At 62.2% G+C, this 25,124-nt stretch carries 21 protein-coding genes and 1 other RNA gene; 4 read left to right on the top strand and 18 right to left on the bottom strand.

Annotated elements, in window-relative coordinates:
• Positions 1 to 1,056: 1,056 nt before the first annotated feature.
• From lpxC to rsmI, 18 genes are all read right to left on the bottom strand, one after another.
• Complete coding sequence (gene lpxC / locus B0E42_RS16245) at positions 1,057 to 1,968, bottom strand: UDP-3-O-acyl-N-acetylglucosamine deacetylase (protein WP_003178240.1); 912 nt, start codon at positions 1,966 to 1,968, stop codon at positions 1,057 to 1,059.
• Positions 1,969 to 2,080: 112 nt separating this feature from the next.
• Complete coding sequence (gene ftsZ / locus B0E42_RS16240; protein ID WP_077506846.1) at positions 2,081 to 3,274, bottom strand: cell division protein FtsZ; 1,194 nt, start codon at positions 3,272 to 3,274, stop codon at positions 2,081 to 2,083.
• Between the two features lie 98 nt (positions 3,275 to 3,372).
• Positions 3,373 to 4,632 carry a cell division protein FtsA gene (ftsA, locus tag B0E42_RS16235; protein ID WP_003205342.1) on the bottom strand — a complete coding sequence of 420 codons (1,260 nt, stop codon included), beginning with the start codon at positions 4,630 to 4,632 and terminating at the stop codon, positions 3,373 to 3,375.
• 15 nt (positions 4,633 to 4,647) lie between these two features.
• Positions 4,648 to 5,514 carry a cell division protein FtsQ/DivIB gene (locus B0E42_RS16230; RefSeq protein ID WP_018606096.1) on the bottom strand — a complete coding sequence of 289 codons (867 nt, stop codon included), beginning with the start codon at positions 5,512 to 5,514 and terminating at the stop codon, positions 4,648 to 4,650.
• Between the two features lie 3 nt (positions 5,515 to 5,517).
• The gene (locus B0E42_RS16225) at positions 5,518 to 6,483 is read right to left on the bottom strand and encodes a D-alanine--D-alanine ligase (RefSeq protein ID WP_018606094.1); all 966 of its coding nucleotides are present in this window, start codon (positions 6,481 to 6,483) and stop codon (positions 5,518 to 5,520) included.
• Positions 6,480 to 7,940: a UDP-N-acetylmuramate--L-alanine ligase gene (gene murC / locus B0E42_RS16220; RefSeq protein ID WP_018606092.1), complete on the bottom strand. Its 1,461-nt coding sequence runs from the start codon at positions 7,938 to 7,940 to the stop codon at positions 6,480 to 6,482. The genes B0E42_RS16225 and murC overlap by 4 nt, the downstream gene beginning before the upstream one ends.
• Positions 7,933 to 9,003 (bottom strand): undecaprenyldiphospho-muramoylpentapeptide beta-N-acetylglucosaminyltransferase, encoded by a 1,071-nt coding sequence (gene murG / locus B0E42_RS16215; protein ID WP_018606090.1) that lies wholly within the window; start codon positions 9,001 to 9,003, stop codon positions 7,933 to 7,935. The genes murC and murG overlap by 8 nt, the downstream gene beginning before the upstream one ends.
• A complete protein-coding gene (ftsW, locus tag B0E42_RS16210; RefSeq protein WP_018606088.1) occupies positions 8,993 to 10,210 on the bottom strand; it encodes a putative lipid II flippase FtsW in 1,218 nt (405 codons plus the stop codon). The genes murG and ftsW overlap by 11 nt, the downstream gene beginning before the upstream one ends.
• A complete protein-coding gene (gene murD, locus B0E42_RS16205; RefSeq protein ID WP_018606085.1) occupies positions 10,207 to 11,553 on the bottom strand; it encodes a UDP-N-acetylmuramoyl-L-alanine--D-glutamate ligase in 1,347 nt (448 codons plus the stop codon). The genes ftsW and murD overlap by 4 nt, the downstream gene beginning before the upstream one ends.
• Before the next feature lie 5 nt (positions 11,554 to 11,558).
• Positions 11,559 to 12,641: a phospho-N-acetylmuramoyl-pentapeptide-transferase gene (gene mraY, locus B0E42_RS16200; RefSeq protein ID WP_014340067.1), complete on the bottom strand. Its 1,083-nt coding sequence runs from the start codon at positions 12,639 to 12,641 to the stop codon at positions 11,559 to 11,561.
• Positions 12,641 to 14,008, bottom strand: coding sequence for a UDP-N-acetylmuramoyl-tripeptide--D-alanyl-D-alanine ligase (murF, locus tag B0E42_RS16195; protein ID WP_018606081.1), 1,368 nt, complete (start codon positions 14,006 to 14,008; stop codon positions 12,641 to 12,643). The genes mraY and murF overlap by 1 nt, the downstream gene beginning before the upstream one ends.
• Positions 14,001 to 15,464 (bottom strand): UDP-N-acetylmuramoyl-L-alanyl-D-glutamate--2,6-diaminopimelate ligase, encoded by a 1,464-nt coding sequence (locus tag B0E42_RS16190; protein WP_077506845.1) that lies wholly within the window; start codon positions 15,462 to 15,464, stop codon positions 14,001 to 14,003. The genes murF and B0E42_RS16190 overlap by 8 nt, the downstream gene beginning before the upstream one ends.
• Positions 15,464 to 17,203 carry a penicillin-binding protein 2 gene (locus B0E42_RS16185; protein ID WP_018606077.1) on the bottom strand — a complete coding sequence of 580 codons (1,740 nt, stop codon included), beginning with the start codon at positions 17,201 to 17,203 and terminating at the stop codon, positions 15,464 to 15,466. The genes B0E42_RS16190 and B0E42_RS16185 overlap by 1 nt, the downstream gene beginning before the upstream one ends.
• Positions 17,203 to 17,496 carry a cell division protein FtsL gene (ftsL, locus tag B0E42_RS16180; protein ID WP_003178214.1) on the bottom strand — a complete coding sequence of 98 codons (294 nt, stop codon included), beginning with the start codon at positions 17,494 to 17,496 and terminating at the stop codon, positions 17,203 to 17,205. The genes B0E42_RS16185 and ftsL overlap by 1 nt, the downstream gene beginning before the upstream one ends.
• Complete coding sequence (gene rsmH, locus B0E42_RS16175; protein WP_003205354.1) at positions 17,493 to 18,440, bottom strand: 16S rRNA (cytosine(1402)-N(4))-methyltransferase RsmH; 948 nt, start codon at positions 18,438 to 18,440, stop codon at positions 17,493 to 17,495. Before rsmH ends, ftsL begins: the two co-directional genes overlap by 4 nt.
• Positions 18,437 to 18,892, bottom strand: coding sequence for a division/cell wall cluster transcriptional repressor MraZ (mraZ, locus tag B0E42_RS16170; RefSeq protein ID WP_003205355.1), 456 nt, complete (start codon positions 18,890 to 18,892; stop codon positions 18,437 to 18,439). The genes rsmH and mraZ overlap by 4 nt, the downstream gene beginning before the upstream one ends.
• A gap of 309 nt (positions 18,893 to 19,201) precedes the next feature.
• Positions 19,202 to 19,555: RNase P RNA component class A (gene rnpB, locus B0E42_RS16165), an RNA gene on the bottom strand.
• A gap of 74 nt (positions 19,556 to 19,629) precedes the next feature.
• On the bottom strand, positions 19,630 to 20,535 hold the full coding sequence (rsmI, locus tag B0E42_RS16160; protein WP_074849468.1) for a 16S rRNA (cytidine(1402)-2'-O)-methyltransferase: 906 nt from the start codon (positions 20,533 to 20,535) through the stop codon (positions 19,630 to 19,632).
• 285 nt (positions 20,536 to 20,820) lie between these two features.
• Between rsmI and B0E42_RS16155 the strand changes: the two genes are divergently transcribed.
• From B0E42_RS16155 to B0E42_RS16140, 4 genes are all read left to right on the top strand, one after another.
• Positions 20,821 to 22,632: a penicillin-binding protein activator gene (locus B0E42_RS16155; protein ID WP_018606067.1), complete on the top strand. Its 1,812-nt coding sequence runs from the start codon at positions 20,821 to 20,823 to the stop codon at positions 22,630 to 22,632.
• Positions 22,632 to 22,994: a YraN family protein gene (locus B0E42_RS16150; RefSeq protein ID WP_053181728.1), complete on the top strand. Its 363-nt coding sequence runs from the start codon at positions 22,632 to 22,634 to the stop codon at positions 22,992 to 22,994. The genes B0E42_RS16155 and B0E42_RS16150 overlap by 1 nt, the downstream gene beginning before the upstream one ends.
• Before the next feature lie 102 nt (positions 22,995 to 23,096).
• Positions 23,097 to 23,690, top strand: coding sequence for a phosphoheptose isomerase (locus tag B0E42_RS16145; RefSeq protein ID WP_007904374.1), 594 nt, complete (start codon positions 23,097 to 23,099; stop codon positions 23,688 to 23,690).
• Positions 23,687 to 24,265 (top strand): BON domain-containing protein, encoded by a 579-nt coding sequence (locus tag B0E42_RS16140; protein WP_003178201.1) that lies wholly within the window; start codon positions 23,687 to 23,689, stop codon positions 24,263 to 24,265. The genes B0E42_RS16145 and B0E42_RS16140 overlap by 4 nt, the downstream gene beginning before the upstream one ends.
• Positions 24,266 to 25,124: the final 859 nt, after the last annotated feature.

Here is a 25,124-nt window from a genome sequence, read left to right as displayed (position 1 = left end):
TGGCTTGTTTGACGTCTACTTCTGCCATCACTTTCTACGGACCTTCGACGTGAATAACCCTGACTACGGCGCATAATGTGTCCACTATGTCCCCGCACAGGTGTCAACCATGTGTCCGGTCCGTACAAGAAGCGCAAAAGTAACCAAAACGCTTCTGCCCCACCACTCGGTGCCTCGCCTAGGCTCGGCATGCCTGAACGAAGGCATTGCTCCGTGGGCCGCCGCGAAGGGCCATCCATGGCCCAGCGCGGCTAACCCGGCATCCATGCCGGGTTGCCCACTCCACAACACCTTCGTTCAGCCAGCGTGGTTAACGGGGCACCCGAGATCAACGTCCACCGCGAGGCGGCCTGATAGCCGACCTGGTTCTACTGGTCGTACACCTGTCAGATCTGTGGGAGCAAAGCTTGCTCGCGAAGAGGCCGGCACATCCAACATCACCGCAAGCTGACACACCGCCTTCGCGAGCAAGCCCGCTCCCACAATGGGATCTGAGTACGACCGGGAGAGCCAGATCGGCTGTCAGGCCGCCTTCGCGAGCAGGCTCGCTCCCACAGTTGGGTCCGAGTACGACCGGGAGAGCCAGGTCGGCTGTCAGGCCGCCTCGCGAGCAAGCTTTGCTCCCACAGGTCCTGCTCAAACAGATCTGAGGGGTGTACGACCGCAAGAGCCAGGCCGGCTGTTAGGCCGCCTCGCGGTGGACGTTGATCTCGGCGCCCCGTTAACCACGCTGGCCGAACGCAGGCATTGCGCAGTGGGCACCCCGGCATGGATGCCGGGATAGCCGCGCTGGGCCATGGATGGCCCTTCGCGGCGGGCCCACGGAGCAATGCCGGAGTGAGGGCACACCGAGCCTTAGCGAGGTGCCGAGTGGTGGGGCAAAAGCGCTTTGGTTACTTTCGACTGGGCCGGCTTCCGGGCTTTTCGAAAGTGACCCGCCGTAAGGGCGGAACCATAAGCCGCCATTACCAAAATAACGGATATACACACCAAAAAAGCGCCCATAAAAAAAGGCCACCCAAAGGCAGCCTTCAAAAACTAGAGAGGTTTTTTTGCTTACACGGCCGCTACAGGGCGCATGTAAGAGATTGGCGCGGTGCTGGCGTCTTCGAACGTCACGACTTCCCAAGCATCTTTCTGCTCAATCAACTTGCGCAGCAGCTGGTTGTTCAGTGCATGGCCGGACTTGAAGCCCTTGAACTCACCAATCAGGCTATTGCCCAGCAGGTAGAGGTCGCCGATTGCATCGAGGATCTTGTGTTTGACGAATTCGTCTTCATAGCGAAGGCCGTCTTCGTTCAAGACACCATCGGAATCGACCACGATCGCGTTTTCAACACTGCCGCCGAGTGCGAGGTTGTGCTTGCGCAGGTACTCGATGTCACTCATGAAACCAAAGGTACGGGCGCGGCTGACTTCTTTTACGAACGAAGTACTGGAAAAATCCACGCTTGCACTCTGGGTGCGGTCACGGAAAACCGGGTGATCGAAATCGATCTCGAAGCTCACCTTGAAACCTTCGAAAGGGACGAAAGTGGCGCGCTTGTCGCCATCTTCCACTGTCACTTCCCGCAGGATGCGGATGAACTTCTTGGCCGCGTCCTGTTCTTCCAGGCCAGCCGATTGAATCAGGAATACGAAGGGTCCGGCACTACCATCCATGATCGGGACTTCGGACGCGGAGAGCTCGACGTAGGCGTTATCGATGCCCAGGCCAGCCATGGCCGAGAGCAAATGCTCCACCGTATCCACTTTGGTGTCACCGTTGACCAATGTGGTCGACATAGTGGTTTCACCAACGTTTTCCGCGCGAGCAGGAATCTGCACCACAGGGTCGAGGTCGGCACGACAAAACACAATGCCGGTATCGATAGGCGCGGGCTTGAGGGTCAGGTAGACCTTCTCGCCGGAGTGCAAGCCGACACCTGTGGCACGGATAATATTCTTCAGGGTGCGTTGTTTAATCATGGCATGGGCCGCTTCAGCGCAAATTGCGAACTGGTATCAACAAAGGCTGGCGATGATAGCAGACCAGACCTTTGCTGAACACCAATCACCCGTATCCCCCTGATACATTTCATCAATCGGCCTGACGACGCAGGAAAGCCGGGATGTCCAGGTAATCCAGATCGTCTTGCGGATTCATCTTCGCGGCAGTCGCAGCACCGGCCTGGGCCTGGTTGCGCATGACGGTCGGACGGTCCAGGTCACGGTAGTTCACCGCAGGCGCTTCCTGACGCGAAGCCACTTGTTGCTGCGGTTGCGAAGCCATGGAAGTGTGAACGGTATTGTCGATGACCTTCACAGGCTTCTCGATTTTCGCGCCCAGACCCGTGGCAACCACGGTCACGTGCAACTCGTCGCGCATGTCCGGATCGATAACGGTACCGACCTTGACCATCGCGTGCTCGGAAGCGAAGGCTTCGATGATGCTACCCACGTCGGAGTACTCACCCAGGGACAGGTCAGGACCGGCGGTGATGTTCACCAGGATGCCGCGTGCACCTTGCAGGTTCACGTCTTCGAGCAACGGGTTGCGGATGGCCGCTTCGGTGGCCTCGCGTGCACGGTTCGGACCGCTGGCGCAGCCAGTGCCCATCATTGCCATGCCCATTTCGCTCATGACAGTCCGTACGTCGGCAAAGTCGACGTTGATCATGCCCGGACGCTTGATGATGTCGGAGATACCGCGAACGGCACCGGCCAGTACATCGTCAGCCTTGGCGAAAGCCGACAGCAGGCTTGCGTCTTTACCGAGGATGGTCAGCAGCTTCTCGTTGGGAATGGTGATCAACGAGTCGACGCTTTCAGACAGCAGACGGATACCTTCGTCGGCGATCTGCATACGCTTGCGGCCTTCGAAAGGGAACGGACGAGTCACCACCGCAACGGTGAGGATCCCCATTTCCTTGGCCACTTCGGCGATGATGGGCGGCGCACCGGTACCGGTGCCGCCGCCCATGCCCGTGGTGATGAACACCATGTTGGTGCCTTGCAGGACTTCTGCGATGCGCTCACGGTCTTCGAGAGCGGCCTGACGACCGACTTCCGGGTTGGCGCCGGCGCCCAGGCCTTTGGTCACGCCAGTGCCCAATTGCAGGATGGTCCGCGCGCCGATGGATTTCAGCGCCTGGGCATCAGTGTTGGCGCAGATGAATTCAACGCCTTCAATGTTGCTCTTGACCATGTGGTTGACAGCGTTGCCGCCGCCACCGCCGACACCGATTACTTTGATAACCGGGCTAGCGGGGATGTTGTCTACGAGTTCGAACATTTTCCCTCTCCTTTCATTCTCTAGTTTTTTCGCCTACTGCGTTTGCTGCGTCTTCCCGCGCCAAGCCTGAAACTTGTCGCTTGAAGCTTTGAAACTGTTTAAAAGTTGCCTTTGACCCAAGCCTGGAGCCGCTCGAACAGCGGAGCCTTCGGCTCGTCGCTGCTGTAGCTGTCGCGGCTGCCGATGCCCGAAAACGAAATCCCGTCGGACTGTTTCTGCAGGCCGTACATCAACAGGCCCACGCCGGTGGAATAGATCGGGTTGCGGACCACGTCATCCAGGCCCTTGACGCCATGGGGCACGCCCAGGCGCACCGGCATGTGGAAAATCTCTTCGGCCAGCTCGACCGCGCCTTCCATCTTCGATGTACCGCCGGTCAGCACGATGCCGGCCGGGATCAGGTCTTCGTAGCCACTGCGACGCAGTTCGGCCTGGATCAGCGTGAACAGCTCGTCGTAACGCGGCTCGACCACTTCGGCCAGGGCCTGGCGCGACAGTTCGCGCGGTGGACGGTCGCCGACGCTTGGCACCTTGATGGTTTCGCCGGCACCGGCCAGCTTCGCCAGGGCACAGGCGTAACGGATCTTGATTTCCTCGGCGTACTGGGTCGGGGTGCGCAACGCCATGGCGATGTCGTTGGTCACCTGGTCACCGGCAATCGGGATCACCGCCGTGTGGCGAATGGCGCCTTCGGTGAAGATCGCGATGTCGGTAGTGCCGCCGCCGATGTCCACCAGGCACACGCCCAGCTCTTTCTCGTCGTCGGTCAGCACCGAGTAGGCCGAAGCCAGCTGCTCGAGGATGATGTCGTCGATTTCCAGGCCGCAGCGGCGCACGCATTTCTCGATGTTCTGCGCCGCGTTCACCGCACAGGTCACCACGTGGACCTTGGCTTCCAGGCGCACGCCGGACATGCCCAGGGGCTCACGCACGCCTTCCTGGTTATCGATCACGTAATCCTGCGGCAGGGTGTGCAGCACACGCTGGTCGGCCGGGATCGCCACGGCCTGGGCCGCATCAAGCACGCGCTCCAGGTCAGCGGAGCTGACTTCACGATCACGAATCGCCACGATGCCGTGGGAGTTCAGGCTGCGGATGTGATTGCCCGCCACGCCGACGAACGCCGAGTGGATCCGGCAACCGGCCATCAGTTGCGCCTCTTCGATGGCGCGCTGGATCGATTGCACGGTGGACTCGATGTTCACCACCACGCCTTTTTTCAAGCCGCGGGACGGGTGTGTACCGATCCCGACGATGACCAGCGTGCCGTCGTCCGCGACTTCGCCTACCAGCGCCACCACCTTGGAAGTGCCGATATCGAGACCGACGATCATTTTCCCGCTTTGCACGTTTGCCATGGGTCCTGCCTCTTCTTAATTCTTCGCGACGGCGGGTTCGGCCGTCGTGGGCGCTACAGGTTCCCGCCAGCCAACAGCCAGGCCGTTGGCGTAGCGCAGATCGATGCGCGCAATGTTCGTAATCTGTTCTTTGAGCGTCTTGTCATAGATGGCGATGAAGCGGCGCATCTTTTCCACCAGGTTGCCGCGACCGAGCAACAGCTCGATGCCCGGCCCCGAGCTGCCCGCGCCAGTGGTCAGGAACCAACTGCCGCGCTCACGCAATTCCAGGCGCGCGATGGAGAAGCCCAATGGCCGCAACATCTGGCTCAACACCTGGTACTGCTGCATCACTTTCTGCTGGGCCCGCTGTGGGCCGAACAGTTGTGGCAAATGTTCATAGTTGGCCAGTTCCCGCGGAGTAAACGCCTGGCCCTGGTTGTTCAACAACGACTCGTCGCCCCAACGGGCCACCGGCAATTGTTCTTCCAGGCGGATCGACACCTGGTCAGGCCACACCCGCCGGACTTCGGCGTGGGCGATCCAGGGCATCTGTTCCAGCTCCGTGCGCATGCCCGCCAGGTCGATGGTGAAGAAGCTCGACGCGACGAACGGAGCGATCCGCTGCTGCACCGCCTGCTGGCTGATGTAGCTCAGGTCACCCTGGACGTTGATCCGGGCGATCGGCCGGTCGGCATAAGGCAGCAACCGTTGCGCGCCTTCATACGTGCCGAACCCCAGCGCCACCAGCAGCACCGGCCAGAACAAGCTCTTGAGAAAACCAAAATTGGCTTTCGGCAAGCGCGCCGACATCGGCTCTTTGGCCACCATTCGGCTGGCACCCCGCGGCACCGGCTTGCGACCGGGTGCGGATGGCTGATGACGAAGCGATGCGCCTTGCATGGCTTAACCTCTTGGCTCTTGATGGCCGACGCTGGCGGCCAGGATCGACAGCACCAGTTGCTGGAAATCCAGACCGGCGGCGCGAGCCGCCATCGGCACCAGGCTGTGATCGGTCATGCCCGGCGCGGTGTTGACTTCCAGGAACCAGAACTGCCCATCGGCGTCCTGCATCACGTCTGCCCGGCCCCAACCGGCGATACCCAGCGCCTCACAGGCCTTGGCCGTGAGGTCCATCAGTTGTTTTTCCTTGGCGGCGTCCAGCCCGCAGGGAATGCGGTACTGGGTATCGTTGGCGACGTACTTGGCGTCGTAGTCGTAGAACGTGTGGGGCGTGCCCAGCGCAATCGGGGGCAACACCTGGTCACGCAGGGTGGCGATGGTGAACTCGGGACCGGAGATCCATTGCTCGACCAACACTTGCGAATCGTAGGAACTGGCGTCTTTCCATGCCGCGGTCAACTCAGGCAGCGAATTCACTTTCGCCATGCCGATACTTGAACCTTCATGGGCCGGTTTGACGATCAAAGGGAAGCCCAGTTCCGTGGCCGCCGAAATACAATCGGCCTCGGACGCCAGCACGGCGTGGCGTGGCGTCGGAATGCCGAGGCTGTGCCAGACCTGCTTGGTGCGCAGCTTGTCCATCGCCAGGGCGGAGGCCAGGATGCCGCTGCCGGTGTAGGGAATGCCCAGGCATTCGAGCAGGCCTTGCATGCTGCCGTCTTCGCCACCGCGACCGTGCAGGATGATGAACGCGCGGTCGATCTTTTCGCTCAGCAGGCGCTGCAGGAAATCATCGCCCACGTCGATGCCGAATGCGTCGACACCGGCGCCTTGCAGGGCTTGCAGCACGGCGTTGCCGGACTTGAGGGAGACCTCGCGCTCGGCGCTCTTGCCACCGAACAGCACGGCAACGCGGCCGAAGGCTTTCGGATCAAGGGTCGAGACCAGGTTGGCATAGGCAGCAGTCATTTCAGTTTCCCCTCGCTGGCGGCCACGATTGCCCCGGCGAATAACGGACTGTTCAACAGTTTCGGGGCCAGGCCTCCGATGTCACCGGCACCCTGGCACAGCAGGATGTCGCCGGCGCGCAGCAGCGGCTTGACCAGCGGCGCGAGGTCCACGCCGCGTTCGATGTAGATCGGGTCCAACTGGCCGCGCTGGCGAATGCTGTGGCACAGCTGGCGGCTGTCGGCCCCTGGGATCGGCTCTTCACCGGCCGGATAGACTTCCATCAACAGCAGCACGTTGGCGTCGGCCAGCACCTGGACGAAATCGTCATACAGGTCGCGGGTGCGGCTGTAGCGGTGCGGCTGGTAGACCATCACCAGGCGGCGTTCCGGCCAGCCACCGCGCACGGCCTTGATCACCGCGGCGACTTCAGTCGGGTGGTGGCCGTAGTCGTCCACCAGCATCACGTTGCCGCCGTCCACCGGCAGTTCGCCGTAGACCTGGAAGCGTCGGCCCACACCCTGGAAGCCGGACAGGCCCTGGACGATGGCTTCATCGCTGACGCCTTCGTCGGTGGCGATGCAGATGGTCGCCAAGGCATTCAGCACGTTGTGGTTGCCGGGCATGTTCACCGACACGTCCAACGGTTCGTGATCCGGGCGCAACACGGTGAAGAACGTTTGCATGCCCTGCTGGCGCACGTTGATGGCGCGCACGTCGGCGTCTTCGCCAAAGCCATAGGTCACGGTCGGACGCTTGATCAGTGGCAGGATTTCGCGCACCACCGGATCGTCCAGGCACACCACCGCCAAACCGTAGAACGGCAGGTTGTGCAGGAACTCGACGAAGGTTTTCTTCAGTTTGTTGAAGTCACCGTCGTAGGTCGCCATGTGGTCGGCGTCGATGTTGGTGACCACGGCCACCAGCGGTTGCAGGTGCAGGAAACTCGCATCGCTTTCGTCGGCTTCGGCGATCAGGTAGCGGCTGGTGCCCAACTGGGCATTGGTGCCCGCGGCATTCAGACGGCCACCGATCACGAACGTCGGGTCCAGGCCACCGGCCGCGAACACCGAGGCGATCAGGCTGGTGGTGGTGGTCTTGCCGTGGGTACCGGCGACGGCGATGCCGTGGCGATAGCGCATCAGCTCAGCCAGCATCTCGGCCCGTGGTACCACGGGAATACGGCGCTCCAGGGCAGTGGCGACTTCCGGGTTGGAAGTGTTCACAGCGCTGGAAACCACCAGCACGTCGGCATTGGCGGCGTTCTCGGCACGGTGGCCGATAAAGATCTGCGCGCCGAAGGACTCCAGGCGCTCGGTGACCGGGGAGGCCTTCAGGTCGGAACCCGAGACCTGGTAACCCAGGTTCAGCAGCACCTCGGCGATCCCGCACATGCCCACGCCGCCGATACCGACGAAGTGGATGCGGCGGATACGGCGCATTTCCGGTTGCGGCATGGCTTTGCGATTCTCAACCATGGGCCACCTCCAGGCAGGTATCGACCACTTGGGTCGTAGCATCGGGTTTGGCCAGGCGACGTGCGGCGCGGGCCATGTCTTCAAGTCGTTGCGGCTGCATCAAAACCTCTGTCAGGCGGGCGGCAAGATCCGCGGCGCCAGTCGTTCTTTGCGGCATCAGGAAGGCAGCGCCTTCACGGGCCAAATAATCGGCGTTACGGGTCTGGTGATCGTCAATGGCGTGAGGCAAAGGCACGAGCATCGAGGGCAGACCGGCGGCAGCCAGTTCACTGATGGTCAGCGCGCCTGCGCGGCAGACCACCAGGTCGGCCCAGCCATAGGCTTGGGCCATGTCGTTGATGAAGGGCTGCACTTGCGCCTCGACGCCGGCGGCGCGGTAGCGCTCGGCAGTCACTTCATCGTGTTGTTTGCCGGCCTGGTGAAACACTTCCGGGCGCAGTTCGGGGGCGACCTGCGACAGGGCTTCGGGCAGCAATTTGTTCAACGGTTCTGCCCCCAGGCTTCCGCCCAGGACCAGCAAACGCGCCTTGCGTCCAGCCAGGGCTGGGCGCGGTGTATCGAAAAACAGCTCGGCACGCACCGGATTACCGGTGGTGCGGCGGCTGCCCGACAGGGTAAAGGTGTCGGGAAAGGCTTCACAGACCCGGGCGGCCAACGGCACCAGTAACCGATTGGCGGTACCGGCCACGGCGTTCTGCTCGTGGACGATCACCGGCACACCGGCCAGTTTTGCCGCAACACCGCCAGGACCGGTCACATAACCACCGAAGCCCACCACGCACACCGGCCGCAAGCGACGGATGATCGCCCGTGCCTGCCAGATCGACTTGAGCAGCATCAGCGGCGCCTTGAGCAACGAAAGTTTGCCCTTGCCCCGCAGGCCGCTGGCGTTGATCCGGTGCAGTTCGAGGCCGGCGCCAGGTACCAGTTCGTTCTCGATCCCCCGCGGCGTGCCCAGCCAGTGCACGGTGTAGCCGCGCGCCTGGAACTCGCGGGCACAGGCCAGCGCCGGGAAGACATGCCCGCCGGTGCCGCCGGCCATGATCAGCACGTTAGCGCCCATGAGTCGGCTCCTCGGCGAAGTCGCTCTCCTGGAATTCCATCTCTTCGCTGCCCAAGTGGGTTCGACTCTCCCATTCGATGCGCAGCAACAGCCCGAGGCAGGCACAGCAGATCACCAGGGAACTGCCGCCATAACTGAGGAACGGCAGCGTCAGGCCCTTGGTCGGCAACAGGCCGACGTTCACGCCGATGTTGATCAGGAACTGGCCGATCCACAGGAACGACAGGCCATACGCCACGTAGGCGGCAAAAAACTGCTTGGCCTTCTCGGCCCACAAGCCGATGTACATGCCGCGCACGCAGACGAACACGAACAGGGCAACGGTGCACAAGGAACCCACCACCCCCAGCTCTTCGGCCAGGACCGAGAACACGAAGTCGGTGTGGGCTTCCGGCAGGTAGAACTGCTTCTGCACGCTGTTGCCCAGGCCCACGCCCAGCCATTCGCCGCGACCGAAGGCAATCAGTGCCTGGGTCAATTGATAGCCGGAACCGAACTGGTCGGCCCACGGATCGGTAAAGGTGATCAGGCGCGCCATCCGATACGGTTGTGCCTGTACCAGCACCGTCACGGCCCCCACCGCCAGCGCGACCATCAGGGTAAAACGGAACAGCCCGACGCCACCCAGGAACAACATGGCCGCCGCCGCGCCCATCATCACCACCGTGGCGCCGAAGTCCGGCTCCATCAGCAGCAGGCCCGCCATCGGCAGCAACACGATGAACGGCTTGAAGAAACCCATCCAGCTCTCGCGCACTTCCTTCTGGCGACGCACCAGATAACCGGCGAGGTAGATCACCACGAAGACCTTGGCGATCTCCGACGGCTGAACGTTGAAGAAGCTGAAGCCGATCCAGCGCATGGAACCGTTGACCTCGCGGCCAATACCCGGCACCAGCACCATCACCAACAGACCGAAGGCACCGAGCAGCATCAGCCAGCCGAGGCGTTGCCAGGTGGCGATCGGCACCATCATGGTGACGATGCAAGCGCCCAGGCCGATCAGCAGGTAAATCAGGTGGCGGATCATGTGGTAAAGGGTGTTGCCCGACTGCACGGCTGCCACTTCCGACGACGCGGAGGTGATCATCACCAGGCCCAGGCCCAGCAAGGCCAGGCAACCGGCGAGCATCGGGAAATCCAGGTCGATGCCACGCCCGGTAATCAACGGCGACGGGTACGGCTTGATGATATTCAGCAGGCTCATGCCAAGTCCTCCGCGGCCCGGGCGAACAACTGCCCGCGCTCTTCGTAGTTCTTGAACATGTCGAAACTGGCGCAGGCCGGTGACAGCAGCACCGCATCGCCTGGTTGCGCAAGGGCGCGGCACTGTTGCACCGCCTCGTCCAGCGAACCAACCCGAACCAGCGGCACGGCATCGCCGAGCGCTTGGGCGATCAATTCACGGTCGCGGCCCATCAGCACCACGGCACGGCAGTTGGCCGCCACCGGGTCACGCAGGTCCTTGAAGTCGGCGCCCTTGCCGTCGCCGCCGGCGATCAGCACGAGCTTGCCTTCGATGTCCGCGCCCAGACCTTCGATGGCCGCCAGCGCGGCACCGACGTTGGTGGCCTTGGAATCGTTGTACCAGGCCACGCCGTCCAGGTCGCGCACCCACTGGCAGCGGTGTTCGAGACCAGCGAAGGTGCGCAGGGCCGAGAGCATGGCGTCGAACGGCAGGCCGACCGCATGCCCCAGGGCCAACGCGGCCAGGGCATTGGCCTGGTTGTGGGCGCCACGAACCTTCAGTTCACGCACCGGCATCAGGTTCTGGAATTCGAAGGCCAGGTATTTCTCGCCATTCTCTTCACGCAGCCCGAAGCCTTTGAAATCCGGCACGCCCAGGCCGAAGGACCAGCACGGCATGCCCTCGCCCAACAACGGACGGGTCAGGGCATCCTGGCGGTTGAACACCACTTGCCGGGCACCACGGAAGATCCGGTGCTTGGCCAGGTGATAAGCCGGCAGGCCGCTGTAGCGGTCCATGTGGTCTTCGCTGACGTTGAGCACGGTGGCCACTTCGGCGCCCAGGTGGTCGGTGGTCTCGAGCTGGAAGCTCGACAACTCCATCACGTACAGCTCGACCTCGTCGCTGAGCAGGTCCAGCGCCGGGGTACCCAGGTTGCCGCCCACGGCGACGCGCTTGCCGGCCGCCGCGGCCATCTCGCCGACCAGGGTGGTGACGGTGCTCTTGGCATTGGAACCGCTGATGGCAACGATCGGCGCCTTGGCGTTACGCGCGAACAGCTCGATGTCGCCGGACAATTTCACGCCACGGGCGGCGGCAGCCTGCAGGGCTGGAGTCGCCAGGGCCAGGCCGGGGCTCACGTAGAGCTCATCGGCGCGGCACAGGAACTCGACGTCCAGCTCGCCACAACGCACGTCCACCTGCGGATAGTCACGGCGCAGCGTGGCCAGCTCAGGCGGATTTTCCCGCGTATCGGCGACGGCAAACGACACGCCCCGGTTCGCCAGGAAGCGAACCAGGGACATGCCGCTCTTGCCGAGGCCGACAACGATGCGGAAGTGGTCAGAAGCGATCAGGGACACTCGTTCTACCTCAGCTTCAGGGTGGCAAGGCCGACCAGGACCAGAATCACGGTGATGATCCAGAAACGGACGATCACACGCGGCTCGGGCCAGCCCTTGAGTTCAAAGTGGTGGTGGATCGGCGCCATGCGAAATACCCGGCGGCCGGTCAATTTAAAGGACGCAACCTGAATGACGACTGACAGGGTCTCCATCACGAACACGCCGCCCATGATGAACAGGACGATTTCCTGGCGAACGATCACAGCGATGGTGCCCAGGGCCGCGCCCAGCGCCAGCGCGCCGACGTCGCCCATGAAGACTTGCGCCGGATAGGTGTTGAACCACAGGAAGCCCAGGCCGGCACCGATCAGCGCTCCGCAGAACACGATCAGCTCGCCCGCCCCCGGCACATAAGGGATCAGCAGGTATTCAGCGAATTTCACGTTACCCGACAGGTAGCAGAAGATCCCCAGCGCACCGCCGACCATCACCGTCGGCATGATCGCCAGGCCGTCGAGACCGTCGGTGAGGTTGACCGCGTTGCTCGAACCGACGATCACCAGGTAGGTCAGCACGATGAAGCCTGCGCCCAATGGAATGCTGTAGTCCTTGAGCATCGGCAGGATCAGGGTAGTTTCCACTGGCGAGGCGGCGGTCATATAAAGGAAGATCGCCGCGCCGAGGCCGAATACCGACTGCCAGAAATACTTCCAGCGACTTGGCAGCCCACGGGAGTTCTTCTCGATGACCTTGCGGTAGTCGTCGACCCAGCCGATGGCGCCAAAGAGCAAGGTCACCAGCAGCACGACCCAGACATACCGGTTCGCCAGGTCGGCCCAGAGCAAGGTGCTGATGCCGATGGACGAGAGGATCAGCGCGCCACCCATGGTCGGGGTGCCGGATTTGGACAGGTGCGATTGCGGACCGTCGTTACGAACCGACTGGCCGATCTGCAGGTTCTGCAGGGTGCGGATCATCCACGGGCCCAGGAACAGCGACAACGACAGCGCGGTCAGCACACCCAGGATCCCGCGCAGGGTCAGGTACTGGAAGACCGCGAAGCCTTTGTGGAACTGTTGCAGGTACTCCGCTAGCAGCAGCAGCATTAATGTTTCTCCGTGGAGGCGCCGCACAGCGCCGCGACGATGTTTTCCATCGCTGCGCTGCGTGAGCCCTTGATCAATAAGGTGGTGTTCGGGTCCTGCTCGCCGCCCAGGGCCTGGATCAGTTCGGCCTGAGTGGTGAAATGCCGTGCGTGCTCGCCAAACGCGGCGACCGCATGGGCCATCATCGGACCGACCGCATACAGCGCGTCGACCTTGCCGCGCGCATAGGCACCGACGTCGTGATGCCCCTGTTGCGCCCACTCGCCCAGTTCACCGATATCCCCCAGCACCAATACGGTACGGCCGGAGAAACCGGCGAGGATATCCACGGCCGCGCACATGGACGACGGGTTGGCGTTATAGGTGTCGTCGATCACGCGCATGCCATTGCTGGCCAGTTGCGCGACGGAGCGCCCCTTGACTGGCTGTACGGCGTTCAACCCGGCGACGATGCCCGGCAGCGACACGCCCAGGGCATGGGCAGCCGCCGCCGCGGCCAGGGCGTTGGCAACGTTATGGGTGCCGAGCAGGTTCAATTGCACCCGCTCGGCGCCATCCGGGCTGTGCAGGTTAAAGGCCGGGCACCCGCGAGCGTCGCGGTCCAGGTCACTGGCGTAGAAATTCGCGGCGAGGTTGCTCAGGGCAAAGGTCAGCACCTTGCGCTCGCCCGCCCGGGTCTTCCAGATTTCGAAAGCCTTGTCGTCGAGATTCAGCACGGCGACGCCATCGGCATCCAGCCCCTCGATGATCTCGCCCTTGGCCTCGACAATTTTTTCCGGGCCGCCGAACTCGCCGACGTGAGCAGTCCCGGCATTGTTGAGTACCGCCACGTGGGGCTTGGTCATGCCCACGGTGTAAGCGATCTCGCCGAGCCGCGAAGCCCCCAGCTCGATGACGGCGGCACTGTGCTCCGGCGCCAGTTCCAGCAAGGTCAGCGGTACGCCGAGGTCATTATTCAGGTTGCCACGGGTCGCCAGCACCGGACCGCGGGTGCGCAGGATGCTGGCAAGCATTTCCTTGACCGTGGTCTTGCCGCTGGAGCCGGTGATGGCCGCGACCGGGTTGCCATACGCCGCGCGGTTCAGCGCGCCGAGCTGGCCCAGGGCCTGGCGAGTGTCGTTGACAAGCAATTGCGGCAGCGCGCTGTTGCTCACTTCGCGCTCGACCAGGGCCGCGACCGCACCTTTGCCCGCGACTTCGTTCAAGTAATCGTGACCATCGAAACGCGGCCCGGCCAAGGCGACGAACAATTGCCCCGGTGCGATTGCCCGACTGTCGATGCTGACGCCGTTGAAGGTGGCGTCCGCGGCGATGAGGCGCGCATTCAGGGCGTTGGTCAGTTCGCTGAGCTTCAGGGCTTTAAGCATGGGCCACCTCCCACGCGGTCAGGGCGTGATCGGCTTCCACCAGATCGGAGAAAGCATGGCGTTCGCCGTTGATTTCCTGATAGTCCTCGTGGCCCTTGCCGGCCAGGACGATGACATCGTCCGCCGAGGCGCTGGCGATCAACTGGGCAATGGCCTGGCCGCGACCAGACACGAAGGTGACGTTGTCCACAGCCGCAAAACCGGCGCGGATGTCATCAAAAATCTGCTGCGGGTCTTCGCTGCGTGGGTTGTCGTCGGTGACCAGCACGCCGTCTGCCAGCCGCTCCACGACTTCGGCCATCAATGGGCGTTTGCCGCGATCACGATCACCACCGCAGCCGAACAGGCACAGCAACTTGCCCTTGGCGTGAGGTCGCAGGGCCGTGAGAACTTTTTCCAACGCGTCGGGGGTATGGGCGTAATCGACCACAACCAGTGGTTGAGTCCCACCGCCCAGACGCTGCATGCGACCGGCCGGGCCCTCGAGCTTCGGCAAGACCTTGAGAATCTCGTCCAGCGCATAGTCCAGGCCGAGCAAGGCGCCGATGGCCGCCAATACGTTGCTCAGGTTGAAACGGCCGAGCAAGGTGCTGCGCAAATGGTGCTCGCCCTGGGGCGTGACCAAGGTGGCGCGCACGCCTTCGTCATTGAATTGCGCCTGGCGTACATAAAGGTAGGCGCTGGCATCTTCCAGGCTGTAGGTGATCAACCGCGACTCGCGTTTTTCGGCAGCCAGTTGCCGACCGAATTCGTCATCGAGGTTGATGACCCGGCACTTCAGGTCATTCCAGGCAAACAGCCTGGCCTTGGCTTCGCCGTAGGCCTGCATGGTGCCGTGGTAATCCAGATGATCCCGGGACAGGTTGGTCAACACCGCGACATCGAACGCCAGCGCGGTCACACGGCCCTGGTCCAAACCATGGGAAGAGACTTCCATCGCAACGGCCTTGGCACCGGCCTTTTTCAGGTCTGCCAGGGTCGCTTGCACGGCAATCGGGTTCGGCGTGGTGTGCAGGCCGCTTTCCAGCGCGCCATGGAAGCCGTTGCCCAAGGTGCCGACAATGCCGCAATGCTGGCCGAGCAGGTCCAGGGCCTGGGCCACCAGTTGGGTCACGCTGGTCTTGCCGTTGGTACCGGTCACGCCCACCAGGTTCAGGTGGCGGCTCGGGTCGCCATAAAAACGCCCGGCGATGTCCGACAGCTGCGCCGCCAGGCCCTTGACCGGAATCAGCGGAACGTCGGTGATCGGCAGCACGGTCGCGCCGTGCACTTCATACGCCACGGCAGCCGCGCCACGCTTCAGGGCGTCGGCGATATGGTCGCGACCATCGAAACGCGCACCCGGCACCGCCAGGAACAAGTCCCCGGCACGGACATTGCGGCTATCCAGGGCCAGTTCGCGGATCAACAGATCGTGACCGGCGTGGGCAAAAATCTTGTTCAGGCTCAGGGACATCAGCCACGCCCTCCTTCGGCTTTCAGGGGAACGACCGGTGCGGTATTGGCCTGCTGGGTCGGCGGCAGGTTGTCCGGGGTAATGTTCATCAGGCGCAGGGTGCCGGACATCACTTTGCTGAACACCGGCGCCGAGACCAGGCCACCGAAGTAGCCCGCCTTGCTCGGTTCGTCGATGACCACGACGATGGCGTAGCGCGGGTCGCTCATCGGGCCGAAGCCGGCAAACAGCGAACGGTAGGAATTCTCGGCGTAGCCTTTGGTGCCCACCGAGGTTTTACGGGCCGTACCCGATTTGCCTGCCACGTGATAGGCCGGGACCTGGGCGCGATAGACACCGCGCGGCGCTTCGATCACTTGTTGCAGCATGCCCTGCATGGTCTTGGCGACATCCTCCGGGATCACCTGGGTGGTCTGCGGCGCCTTGTCGGTCTTGATCAGGGTCAGTGGTGCCATCCGCCCGTTGTTCGCTAGCGCGGAAAACGCGTGGACCAACTGGATCGCGGTCACGGAAACACCGTAGCCGTAGGACAACGTGGCGGTTTCAGCCTTGCGCCAGTCGCGGTAGTTCGGCAGGTTGCCGACACGCTCGCCCGGGAAGCCCAGGCCGGTGTCCTGGCCGAGGCCGATTTTCTGGGCCAGGCGATAGATCGCCTCGCCGCCGATATCGAAGGCAATCTTGCTCATGCCGACGTTACTGGAATTGATCAGGATGCCGGTCAGGTCGAGCACCGGGCCTTCGGTCTTGGACACGTCACGAATGGTGTACTTGCCGATCTGCAGGGTGCCCGGATACACCTCGACGGTGTCGCTCGGTTTCCAGCGCCCGGTTTCCAGGGCCGCGGCCATGGACACGGCTTTCATGGTCGAACCGGGCTCGAACACGTCGATCATCGCGCGGTTGCGCATCATCGCCGGTTGCAGGTTGCGACGGTTGTTCGGGTTGTAGGTCGGCTGGTTGACCATCGCCAGGATCTCGCCGCTCTTCACGTCCATGATCACCAGGCTGCCGGCCTTGGCACCGTTCTCGACGATGGCATTGCGCAGTTCACGGTTGGCCAGGTATTGCAGGCGCAGGTCAATGGACAACGCCAAGGGCTTTCCGGCCTTGGCGTTTTTGGTGACTTGGACATCCTTGATCAGCCTGCCGCGCCGATCCTTGATGACCTGGCGCTTACCGGCGACCCCGGCGAGCCATTCGTCATAGGCCAGTTCGACACCTTCGCGCCCTCGGTCATCAATGTCGGTAAACCCGACCATGTGGGCGGTGACTTCACCGGCCGGGTAGAAACGCCGGAACTCTTCAATGCCGTAGACACCAGGCACTTTCAGATCGAGCACGCTCTGGCCTTGCTCGGGCGTCAACCCGCGCACCAGATAAATGAATTCCTTGTTGGCCTGGGCTTCGAGGCGCTCGGCCAAGGCCTTGGGATCCTGCCCGAGGGCAGCGGCCAGTGCTGGCCATTTTTCCTTGGCCTGCTGCATTTCCTTGGCGTTGGCCCACAAGGTGGTCACCGGGGTGCTCACGGCCAGGGGTTCGCCATTGCGGTCGGTGATCAAGCCACGGTGAGCCGGGATAGGAATATGCCGCACACTGCGGGCATCGCCCTGCCCCTTGAGGAAATCACGGTCGACGACCTGCAGGTCGATGATGCGCCATGAAATCGCCGCCACCATGATCCCGAGCAAGCCCAGGACCAGACGGAACCGCCACGGGAACAGCGCCCCTTCGAGTTTCATCATGGCGCCACCATCTGCACTTCGGCGGCGCCGGGAATGCGCATTTTCAACTGCTCGGTGGCCAAGACTTCGATACGGCTATGGGCGGTCCAGGTGCTCTGCTCCAGGATCAACCGGCCCCACTCGGCCTGCGCCTTGTCGCGCACGCTCAGTTCGTTGTAGAGGGTATTGAGAAGCTGCCGGTTCCAGTGCGCGCTATAGGACACGGCGATGGCCGACACGAGCACGCCGATAAACAGCAGCAGCATGAAAAAGCTGCCGCCGGGCAGTGGCTTGGCGAAGAGCTTGCTCACCGCAACTTCTCCGCGACACGCATGACGGCGCTACGGGCACGTGGGTTGGCCTTGAGTTCAGCCTCGGAGGCGAACTGCGCTTTGCCATGGATCTTGATTTTTGGCACGAAGGCTTCGAAACGCACCGGCAGGTTGCGCGGCAGGTTATCGGCTTCGCCCTTGGTGAGTTTGCGCATGAACAGCTTGACGATGCGGTCTTCCAGGGAATGGAAGCTGATCACCACCAGCCGACCGCCGATCTCCAGCGCTTCAAGCGCCGCTTCGAGACCGACTTCCAGATCGCCCAACTCGTTATTGACGTGGATGCGCAAGCCCTGGAAAGCACGGGTCGCCGGGTTCTTGCCCTTTTCCCAGGCCGGGTTGGCAACTTTCAGCACCTCGGCCAGGTCGCCGGTGCGCTCGAATGGCTTGATATCGCGCCGCTCGACCACGGCACGGGCCATGCGGCCGGAGAAACGCTCTTCACCGTATTCCTTGAAGACACGGGCGATTTCTTCCACCGGGGCAGTGTTGACGAATTCGGCGGCGCTGATGCCTCGGGACGGGTCCATGCGCATGTCCAGCGGGCCGTCATTGAGGAAACTGAAGCCGCGCTCCGGGTCGTCCAGTTGTGGCGAAGACACGCCCAGGTCGAGCAGCACGCCGCTGACCTTGCCGGCCAGGCCACGCTCGGCGACTTCCGAAGCCAGCTCGGCAAAGCTGCGTTGCACAATGACAAAGCGGCCGTCTTCGGCCGCCAGCGCTTGCCCGGTGGCAATCGCTTGAGGATCCTTGTCGAATCCCAGCAACCGGCCACCCGGACCGAGCTTGCTGAGAATCAACCGGCTGTGTCCGCCACGCCCGAACGTGCCGTCCAGATAGCAGCCATCAGGACGTACGGCGAGAGCCTCGACGGCTTCGTCAAGCAGTACGGTGATGTGGTTAAAGCCGCTATCAATAGTCACAGGATCAAATCACGCAGTTCATCAGGCATGGCGCCCGGTTGTTGAATAGCAGCGAGGTCAGCGGCGGAAACCGCATTCCAGGCATCTTCGTCCCACAGCTGGAACTTGTTCAGTTGGCCCACCAGCATCGCGCGCTTGTCCAGCTTGGCGTATTCGCGCAGGCGCGGCGGCACCAGGAAACGACCGCTGCCATCGAGTTCGAGGTCGACGGCATTACCGATCAGCAAGCGTTGCAAACGGCGGTTTTCTTCACGCAGCGAAGGCAGTGCGCGCAGTTTGGTTTCGATGATTTCCCACTCATCGAGAGGGTAAACACACAAACATGGATCAACGGCGTCGATCGTGACGATTAACTGCCCCGAACTTCGCGAAACGAGCTCGTCACGATACCGGCTCGGCATGGCGAGACGGCCTTTTGCATCGAGACTGATAGCGTTAGCTCCGCGAAACACGTCTGCGTTTCTCCACTTTTTGGCGTTTTACCTTCAAAAAAACCCACTTCATGCCACTTTCCGCCACTTGCGCACACTATAGGAATGCGCCTACCGCACCGTCAAGGCGCGGATTGAAGGAAAAGCCTTATAGATCGGAGATTTAGGAGCGTTTCAGGAGAGGTAACAAGAATCTGACGTAGGAATTTTCGCCTCAACCCGAATGAGCACAGGAGGCTGCGCGCACAAGTTAAAGTGATTTGTTAAGAGTAAGATTTTTTTGGTATTAGGAACTGCGTCTGCCAGTGATTCCGGCAGGGAGGGAAAAAGGTGGAGAGTCGATCTGTAAGCCGGGTTCTGTCTTGAACAGTCATTCGTCTACGATGGCCATCACTGGACATCTTTAGCAACCTACCCGGTCCCAGCGCGGGCCACGCCTTGGGACCCTATTTGGTCTTGCTCCAAGTGGGGTTTACCTAGCCACGAACTGTTGCCAGACGTGCGGTGCGCTCTTACCGCACCTTTTCACCCTTACCGGCGCCGAAGCGCTTAGGCGGTTATTTTCTGTGGCACTTTCCGTAGGCTCACGCCTCCCAGGCATTACCTGGCACTTCGCCCTATGGAGCCCGGACTTTCCTCCCCCCCCTAATTTTCATAGAGGGCAGCGACTGTCCGATCGACTCTCCGCCGCGAAGGTTAACGGTAGAGCGCCTGAAGAACAAGCGCTAAAAGCCTTGGGCCAGCCCTGCGCCCTGCTTTCACTGACCCTTCTGTTTTTCCAGTGCGACCTGGTACAGCACGTTCTTGCGCTCACCGGTGATCTGCGCCGCAAGGGCCGCGGCGCGCTTGAGGGGCATTTCCTCGAGTAGCAGGTTCAGGATGCGCATCGCTTCGCTGCTGACAGCGTCTTCACTTTCCGGGGCTGTCCACCCAGCCACCAGGACGACACACTCGCCGCGCTGCTGGTTGCTGTCACCTTCGACGAAGGCTCGCAACTCGGCCAACGGCAAGCCCTTGAGGGTTTCGAAGGTCTTGGTCAACTCACGAGCCAGCAGCGCCGGGCGCTCGGCGCCGAACACCAGCTCCATGTCTTGCAGGCATTCCAGGATGCGGTGCGGCGCCTCATAGAAGATCAGCGTGCGCGGCTCTTCCTTTATGGCCTCCAGGCGCGCCCGTCGCCCCACCGCCTTGGCCGGCAGGAAACCTTCGAAGATGAAACGGTCCGACGGCAGGCCTGCCGCCGACAGCGCTGCGATCAATGCACAAGCCCCCGGCACCGGCACCACGCTGATGCCCGCCGCCCGAGCCTGACGCACCAGATGATAGCCAGGGTCGGAAATCAGTGGCGTACCGGCATCGGAAATCAGCGCGACATTATCGCCCGCCAGCAGCCGGGTAATGAAACGACTGCCTTCATCCCGTTCATTGTGTTCATGACAGGCCGCCAACGGCGTGGAAATGCCAAAATGCTGCAGCAGGCGCTGGGAGTGGCGCGTGTCTTCAGCGGCGATCAGCGCAACCTCCTGCAGGATTTTCAGCGCCCGGGCACTGATATCGTCCAGGTTGCCGATGGGCGTCGCCACCACATAAAGCGAGCCGGCAGCGGAATTCAAAGCACCTGGAGCAGTCAAGACACACACCTCATGATCGGTAAAAACCGCCATTGTAGCGTGTTGTGGCGAGGAGATTTATCCCCGTTGGGCTGCGTAGCGGCCCCCCGGAAGGCTGGGCTCCCTTTTAACTGATATACCGAGGCTGCGTTTTTTGGGGGCCGCTACGCAGCCCAGCGGGGATAAATCCCCTCGCCACAGTTCAGTGCCGTCATCTTTTGTGGTGCACCGCACTCTTTGAAATACCTAAATTGATCGATTCACACCACTAACATCGCGCCCCGGCCAGTGCTTGGGTACAATTCGACGCTTATTTGATCTCGTATCAGGAACACTTACATGATCGCTTGCCTGCGGCTGCTCTCCGCCCTCTGCCTCGCTGCCCTCCTGGCGGCCTGCGCCAGCTCGCCCTCGTCCAGCCTTGGCGAACTCCCACGCACCCCGGATGCCAGTATCGAGCAGTTGCTCGAACAGGCCACTCAAAGCAAGAATCCGGAAAAAGCCGCCCTGCTGCGCCTGAGCGCTGCTGACCTGGCCTACCGCCAGGGCAATGCCGGCCAGTCCGCACAGATCCTGCAACAAGTGCCGATGGAGCAACTCAAGCCCGGCCAGCAGATTTTCGCCAGCACGCTGTCGGCTGAACTGGCGATGACCCGCAACCAGCCCAAGGCGGCACTGACCGCCCTGAGCCACCCAAGCCTGCAACACCTGAGCGAAATGCCGGTGGAGCAGCAGGTCCGTACCGGTACCGTCCGCGCCCGCGCCCTGGAGGCCGATGGCCAGACCCTGGCCGCCGCCAAGGAGCGCATTTTCATCGCGCCCCTGCTGGAAAACGACGCTGCGGCAAAAAACCACGAAGCCATCTGGTCGTTGATCGCCTCGCTGCCCACCGACCAGTTGCAGCCAAGCGCCAACGACGACCTAGGCGGCTGGCTGAGCCTGGCCCAGGCCGTCAAGACCGCCGGCACCCTGGAACAACAGCAGGCGGCCATCGACCACTGGCGCGAACAGAACCCGAAGCACCCCGCCGCCCTGCAGCTGCCAACCCCCCTGGTCAAGCTCAAGGAACTGGCGAGCCAGCCGCTGAGCAAGATTGCCCTGCTGCTGCCACAGAATGGCCCGTTGGCCGCGGTTGCCAAGGCCTTGCGTGAGGGCTTCATGGCCGCGCACTACCAGGCCCAGCAGGCCGGGCAGAAGCCGCCAAGCATCCAGCTCTACGACAGCTCCAGCCTGACCTCCATGGACGAGTTCTATCGCAAGGCCCAGGCCGATGGCGTGCAGCTGGTAGTCGGACCGCTGGAAAAACCACTGGTCAAGCAAATCAGCACCCGCCCGCAACTGCCGATCACCACCCTGGCGCTGAACTACAGCGAAGGCGAGCAAGGGCCACCGCAACTGTTCCAGTTCGGCCTGGCACCGGAGGATGAAGCTCGCGAAGTCTCCCGCCGCGCCCGCGCCGATGGCCTGCATCGCGCCGCCGTCATGGTACCGAAGAGTGAATGGGGCGATCGTGTACTGAAAGCCTTCAGCCAGGACTGGCAGGCCAATGGCGGTACCATCATCGCAATCGAACGGGTCGACCAACCGGTCCAACTGGCCCAGCAGATCGCCGACATGTTCCAGCTGCGCCAGAGCGAAGGTCGCGCCAAGAGCCTGCAAAGCACCGTTGGCACCACGGTCGCGGCCCAGCCGTCCCGTCGCCAGGACATCGAGTTCATCTTCCTGGCATCGACGCCGCAACAGGCCCAGCAGATCAAGCCGACCCTGAACTTCCAGTACGCTGGCGACGTGCCGGTCTACGCGACGTCTTCAGTGTTCAGCGCCAGCGGCGACCAGAATCAATATAACGACATGAGCGGTATCCGCTTCTGCGAAACCCCGTGGCTGCTCGACGCCAATGACCCGCTGCGCAAGCAGGTCACCGCCCAGTGGCCCCAGGCGGGCGGCAGCCTGGGTCGGTTGTACGCGATGGGTGCAGACGCCTATCGCCTGGCACCGCGCCTGGGTCAGCTCAAGACGTTGCCGGACAGCCGAATCGAAGGCCTGTCGGGCAGCCTGGCAGTGTCTCCAACCCAGCGCGTACAGCGTCAACTGCCATGGGCCGAGTTCGTCAACGGCCAGGTGCAGCGGCTGCCGGATACCCAGCGCTGATGCCTGACCGATCACGCCAGCAAAGCGGACGGGATGCCGAGGGCCTGGCCCTCGCGCATCTCCAGCAACAAGGCCTGCGGCTGGTGGCGCAGAACTGGTTGTGTAAACGCGGCGAGCTTGATCTGGTCATGCTTGACGGCGATACAGTAGTATTCGTCGAAGTCCGCTACAGAAAAAATACTCAATGGGGTGGCGCGCTCGACAGCATTGACGAGCGCAAGCGCCAGAAGCTGATTTTCGCCGCGCAGTATTTTCTGCAACGCGAGTCTCGCTGGGCCGATCATCCCTGCCGCTTCGACGTGGTTGCCATCGACAGCAACGCCGCTCAGTTGAACTGGCTGCAGAACGCTTTCGACAGTTGAGCGCCCATGCCGAGCCGGACACCTTCACCTAACTTTTTTGCTCTTTGCTTTGCGCGCCGCACATGTTTGTGCCGATAAGCCGCGCTACTTAAGGTCACACAGATGGACATGCAATCGCGAATTCGCCAGCTTTTTCAGGCCAGTATCGACACCAAGCAACAGGCGATGGACGTACTTGCACCGCACATCGAGCAAGCCAGCCAAGTGATGGTCAACGCGTTGCTCAACGAGGGCAAGATGCTTTCGTGCGGCAATGGCGGTTCGGCCGGCGACGCACAGCACTTCTCTTCGGAACTGCTCAACCGCTTCGAGCGCGAGCGCCCGAGCCTGCCAGCGATCGCCCTGACCACCGACAGCTCGACGATCACCTCGATCGCCAACGACTACAGCTACAACGAAATTTTCTCCAAACAGATCCGCGCCCTGGGCCAACCCGGCGATGTACTGCTGGCGATTTCCACCAGCGGCAATTCGGCCAATATTATTCAAGCGATCCAGGCCGCACATGATCGCGAAATGATTGTCGTAGCATTGACCGGTCGTGACGGCGGCGGCATGGCGTCCCTGCTCTTGCCAGAAGACGTCGAGATCCGCGTACCGGCCAATGTCACCGCACGTATCCAGGAAGTCCACCTGCTGGCGATCCACTGCCTTTGCGACTTGATCGACAGCCAACTGTTCGGGAGTGAAGAATGACCCCTAATCGCCTAGGCCTACTGGCCCTGACCCTGTGCCTCGGCATCAGCGGCTGCACATCGGTGGTTAACGCCAGCCGGGAAAAGCCGATTGAAGATGACCGCGGCACCCGCACCTTCGGCAGCAAGATCGACGACTCCCTGATTGAAACCAAGGTAGGCGTGAACATCGCCAAGGCCGACCCGGACCTGGACAACAACTCGCACATCGTCGTCACCAGCTTCAACGGCGTCGTACTGCTGGCCGGCCAGACCCCGCGCGCCGACCTCAAGGCCAAGGCCGAACAGGAAGCCAGCGCCGTGCAACGGGTCAAGACCGTGCACAACGAACTGCAGGTCCTGCAACCCTCCTCGCTGCTGGCACGCCAGAACGACGCCTGGTTGACCACCAAGATCAAGACCCAGATGCTCACCGACGCCAGCATTCCCGGCTCGCGTATCAAGGTTGTGACTGAGAATGGCATCGTCTATTTGCTGGGGTTGTTAACCAAGAAAGAGGCTGCGCAGGCGACCAACCTGGTGCAGGGTGTGTCTGGGGTGCAGAAAATCGTCAAGTTGTTTGAGTATATTGACTGATACTGAGCTCCTGTCACTCAAGAGAAACGGCGCTTCTTCCGAGATGGAAAGCGCCGTTTTTTTGGCTTCGCTTTTTTTGGGGTGTGATCGGTGTGTATATCCGTTGCTGCGGTAACGGCGGCTTAGGGTTCCGCTCTTACAGCGGCTCACTTTTGAGAAGCCCGGGAGCCGGCCCAGTCAAAAGTAAGCAAAACGCTCCTGCCCCACCACTCGGTGCCTCGCCTAGGCTCGGCATGCCTGAACGAAGGCATTGCTCCGTGGGCCCGCCGCGAAGGGCCATCCATGGCCCAGCGCGGCTAACCCGGCATCCATGCCGGGTTACCCACTCCACAACACCTCCGTTCAGCCAGCGTGGTTAACGGGGCGCCCGAGATCAACGTCCACCGCGAGGCGGCCTTAGAGCCGACCTGGTTCTTGATGGGGACCGCGTTTCTCCTGTGGGAGCGGGCTTGCTCGCGATGGCGGCGTCACAGTCGATGATGATGTTGGATGTGCTGACCTCTTCGCGAGCAAGCCCGCTCCCACAGAGGGACTGTGTTGAGCAATAAGTTTTGTGTTCACTGAAGATCGAATGTGGGAGCGAGCTTGCTCGCGATGGCGGCGGGGCAGTCAGTATTGATGTTGCCTGACAGACCGCTATCGCGAGCAAGCTTTGCTCCCACAGATCTAACGGGTGTACGACCGGGAGAGTCAGGTCGGCTGTTAGGCCGCCTCGCGGTGGACGTTGATCTCGGCGCCCCGTTAACCACGCTGGCCGAACGCAGGCATTGCGCAGTGGGCAACCCGGCATGGATGCCGGGTTAGCCGCGCTGGGCCATGGATGGCCCTTCGCGGCGGGCCCACGGAGCAATGCCGGAGT

The organism is Pseudomonas sp. A25(2017) (assembly GCF_002001065.1).
In the GTDB taxonomy this organism is placed as follows: domain Bacteria; phylum Pseudomonadota; class Gammaproteobacteria; order Pseudomonadales; family Pseudomonadaceae; genus Aquipseudomonas; species Aquipseudomonas kilonensis.
The sequence above is the reverse complement of the archived record's forward strand: the minus strand, read 5'-3'. Positions and strand labels throughout refer to the sequence as shown.

Bases quoted from the DNA above. Each gene is read 5' to 3' on its own strand.
- ftsZ (WP_077506846.1), bottom strand. From the start codon at position 3,274: ATGTTCGAACTCGTAGACAACATCCCCGCTAGCCCGGTTATCAAAGTA.
- B0E42_RS16230 (WP_018606096.1), bottom strand. From the start codon at position 5,514: ATGCAAGGCGCATCGCTTCGTCATCAGCCATCCGCACCCGGTCGCAAG.
- B0E42_RS16155 (WP_018606067.1), top strand. From the start codon at position 20,821: ATGATCGCTTGCCTGCGGCTGCTCTCCGCCCTCTGCCTCGCTGCCCTC.
- B0E42_RS16185 (WP_018606077.1), bottom strand. From the start codon at position 17,203: ATGAAACTCGAAGGGGCGCTGTTCCCGTGGCGGTTCCGTCTGGTCCTG.
- ftsW (WP_018606088.1), bottom strand. From the start codon at position 10,210: ATGAGCCTGCTGAATATCATCAAGCCGTACCCGTCGCCGTTGATTACC.
- mraY (WP_014340067.1), bottom strand. From the start codon at position 12,641: ATGCTGCTGCTGCTAGCGGAGTACCTGCAACAGTTCCACAAAGGCTTC.
- murC (WP_018606092.1), bottom strand. From the start codon at position 7,940: ATGGTTGAGAATCGCAAAGCCATGCCGCAACCGGAAATGCGCCGTATC.
- B0E42_RS16140 (WP_003178201.1), top strand. From the start codon at position 23,687: ATGACCCCTAATCGCCTAGGCCTACTGGCCCTGACCCTGTGCCTCGGC.
- B0E42_RS16145 (WP_007904374.1), top strand. From the start codon at position 23,097: ATGGACATGCAATCGCGAATTCGCCAGCTTTTTCAGGCCAGTATCGAC.
- murF (WP_018606081.1), bottom strand. From the start codon at position 14,008: ATGCTTAAAGCCCTGAAGCTCAGCGAACTGACCAACGCCCTGAATGCG.
- lpxC (WP_003178240.1), bottom strand. From the start codon at position 1,968: ATGATTAAACAACGCACCCTGAAGAATATTATCCGTGCCACAGGTGTC.
- B0E42_RS16225 (WP_018606094.1), bottom strand. From the start codon at position 6,483: ATGACTGCTGCCTATGCCAACCTGGTCTCGACCCTTGATCCGAAAGCC.
- ftsA (WP_003205342.1), bottom strand. From the start codon at position 4,632: ATGGCAAACGTGCAAAGCGGGAAAATGATCGTCGGTCTCGATATCGGC.
- B0E42_RS16150 (WP_053181728.1), top strand. From the start codon at position 22,632: ATGCCTGACCGATCACGCCAGCAAAGCGGACGGGATGCCGAGGGCCTG.
- rsmI (WP_074849468.1), bottom strand. From the start codon at position 20,535: ATGGCGGTTTTTACCGATCATGAGGTGTGTGTCTTGACTGCTCCAGGT.
- murG (WP_018606090.1), bottom strand. From the start codon at position 9,003: ATGGGCGCTAACGTGCTGATCATGGCCGGCGGCACCGGCGGGCATGTC.
- B0E42_RS16190 (WP_077506845.1), bottom strand. From the start codon at position 15,464: ATGTCCCTGAGCCTGAACAAGATTTTTGCCCACGCCGGTCACGATCTG.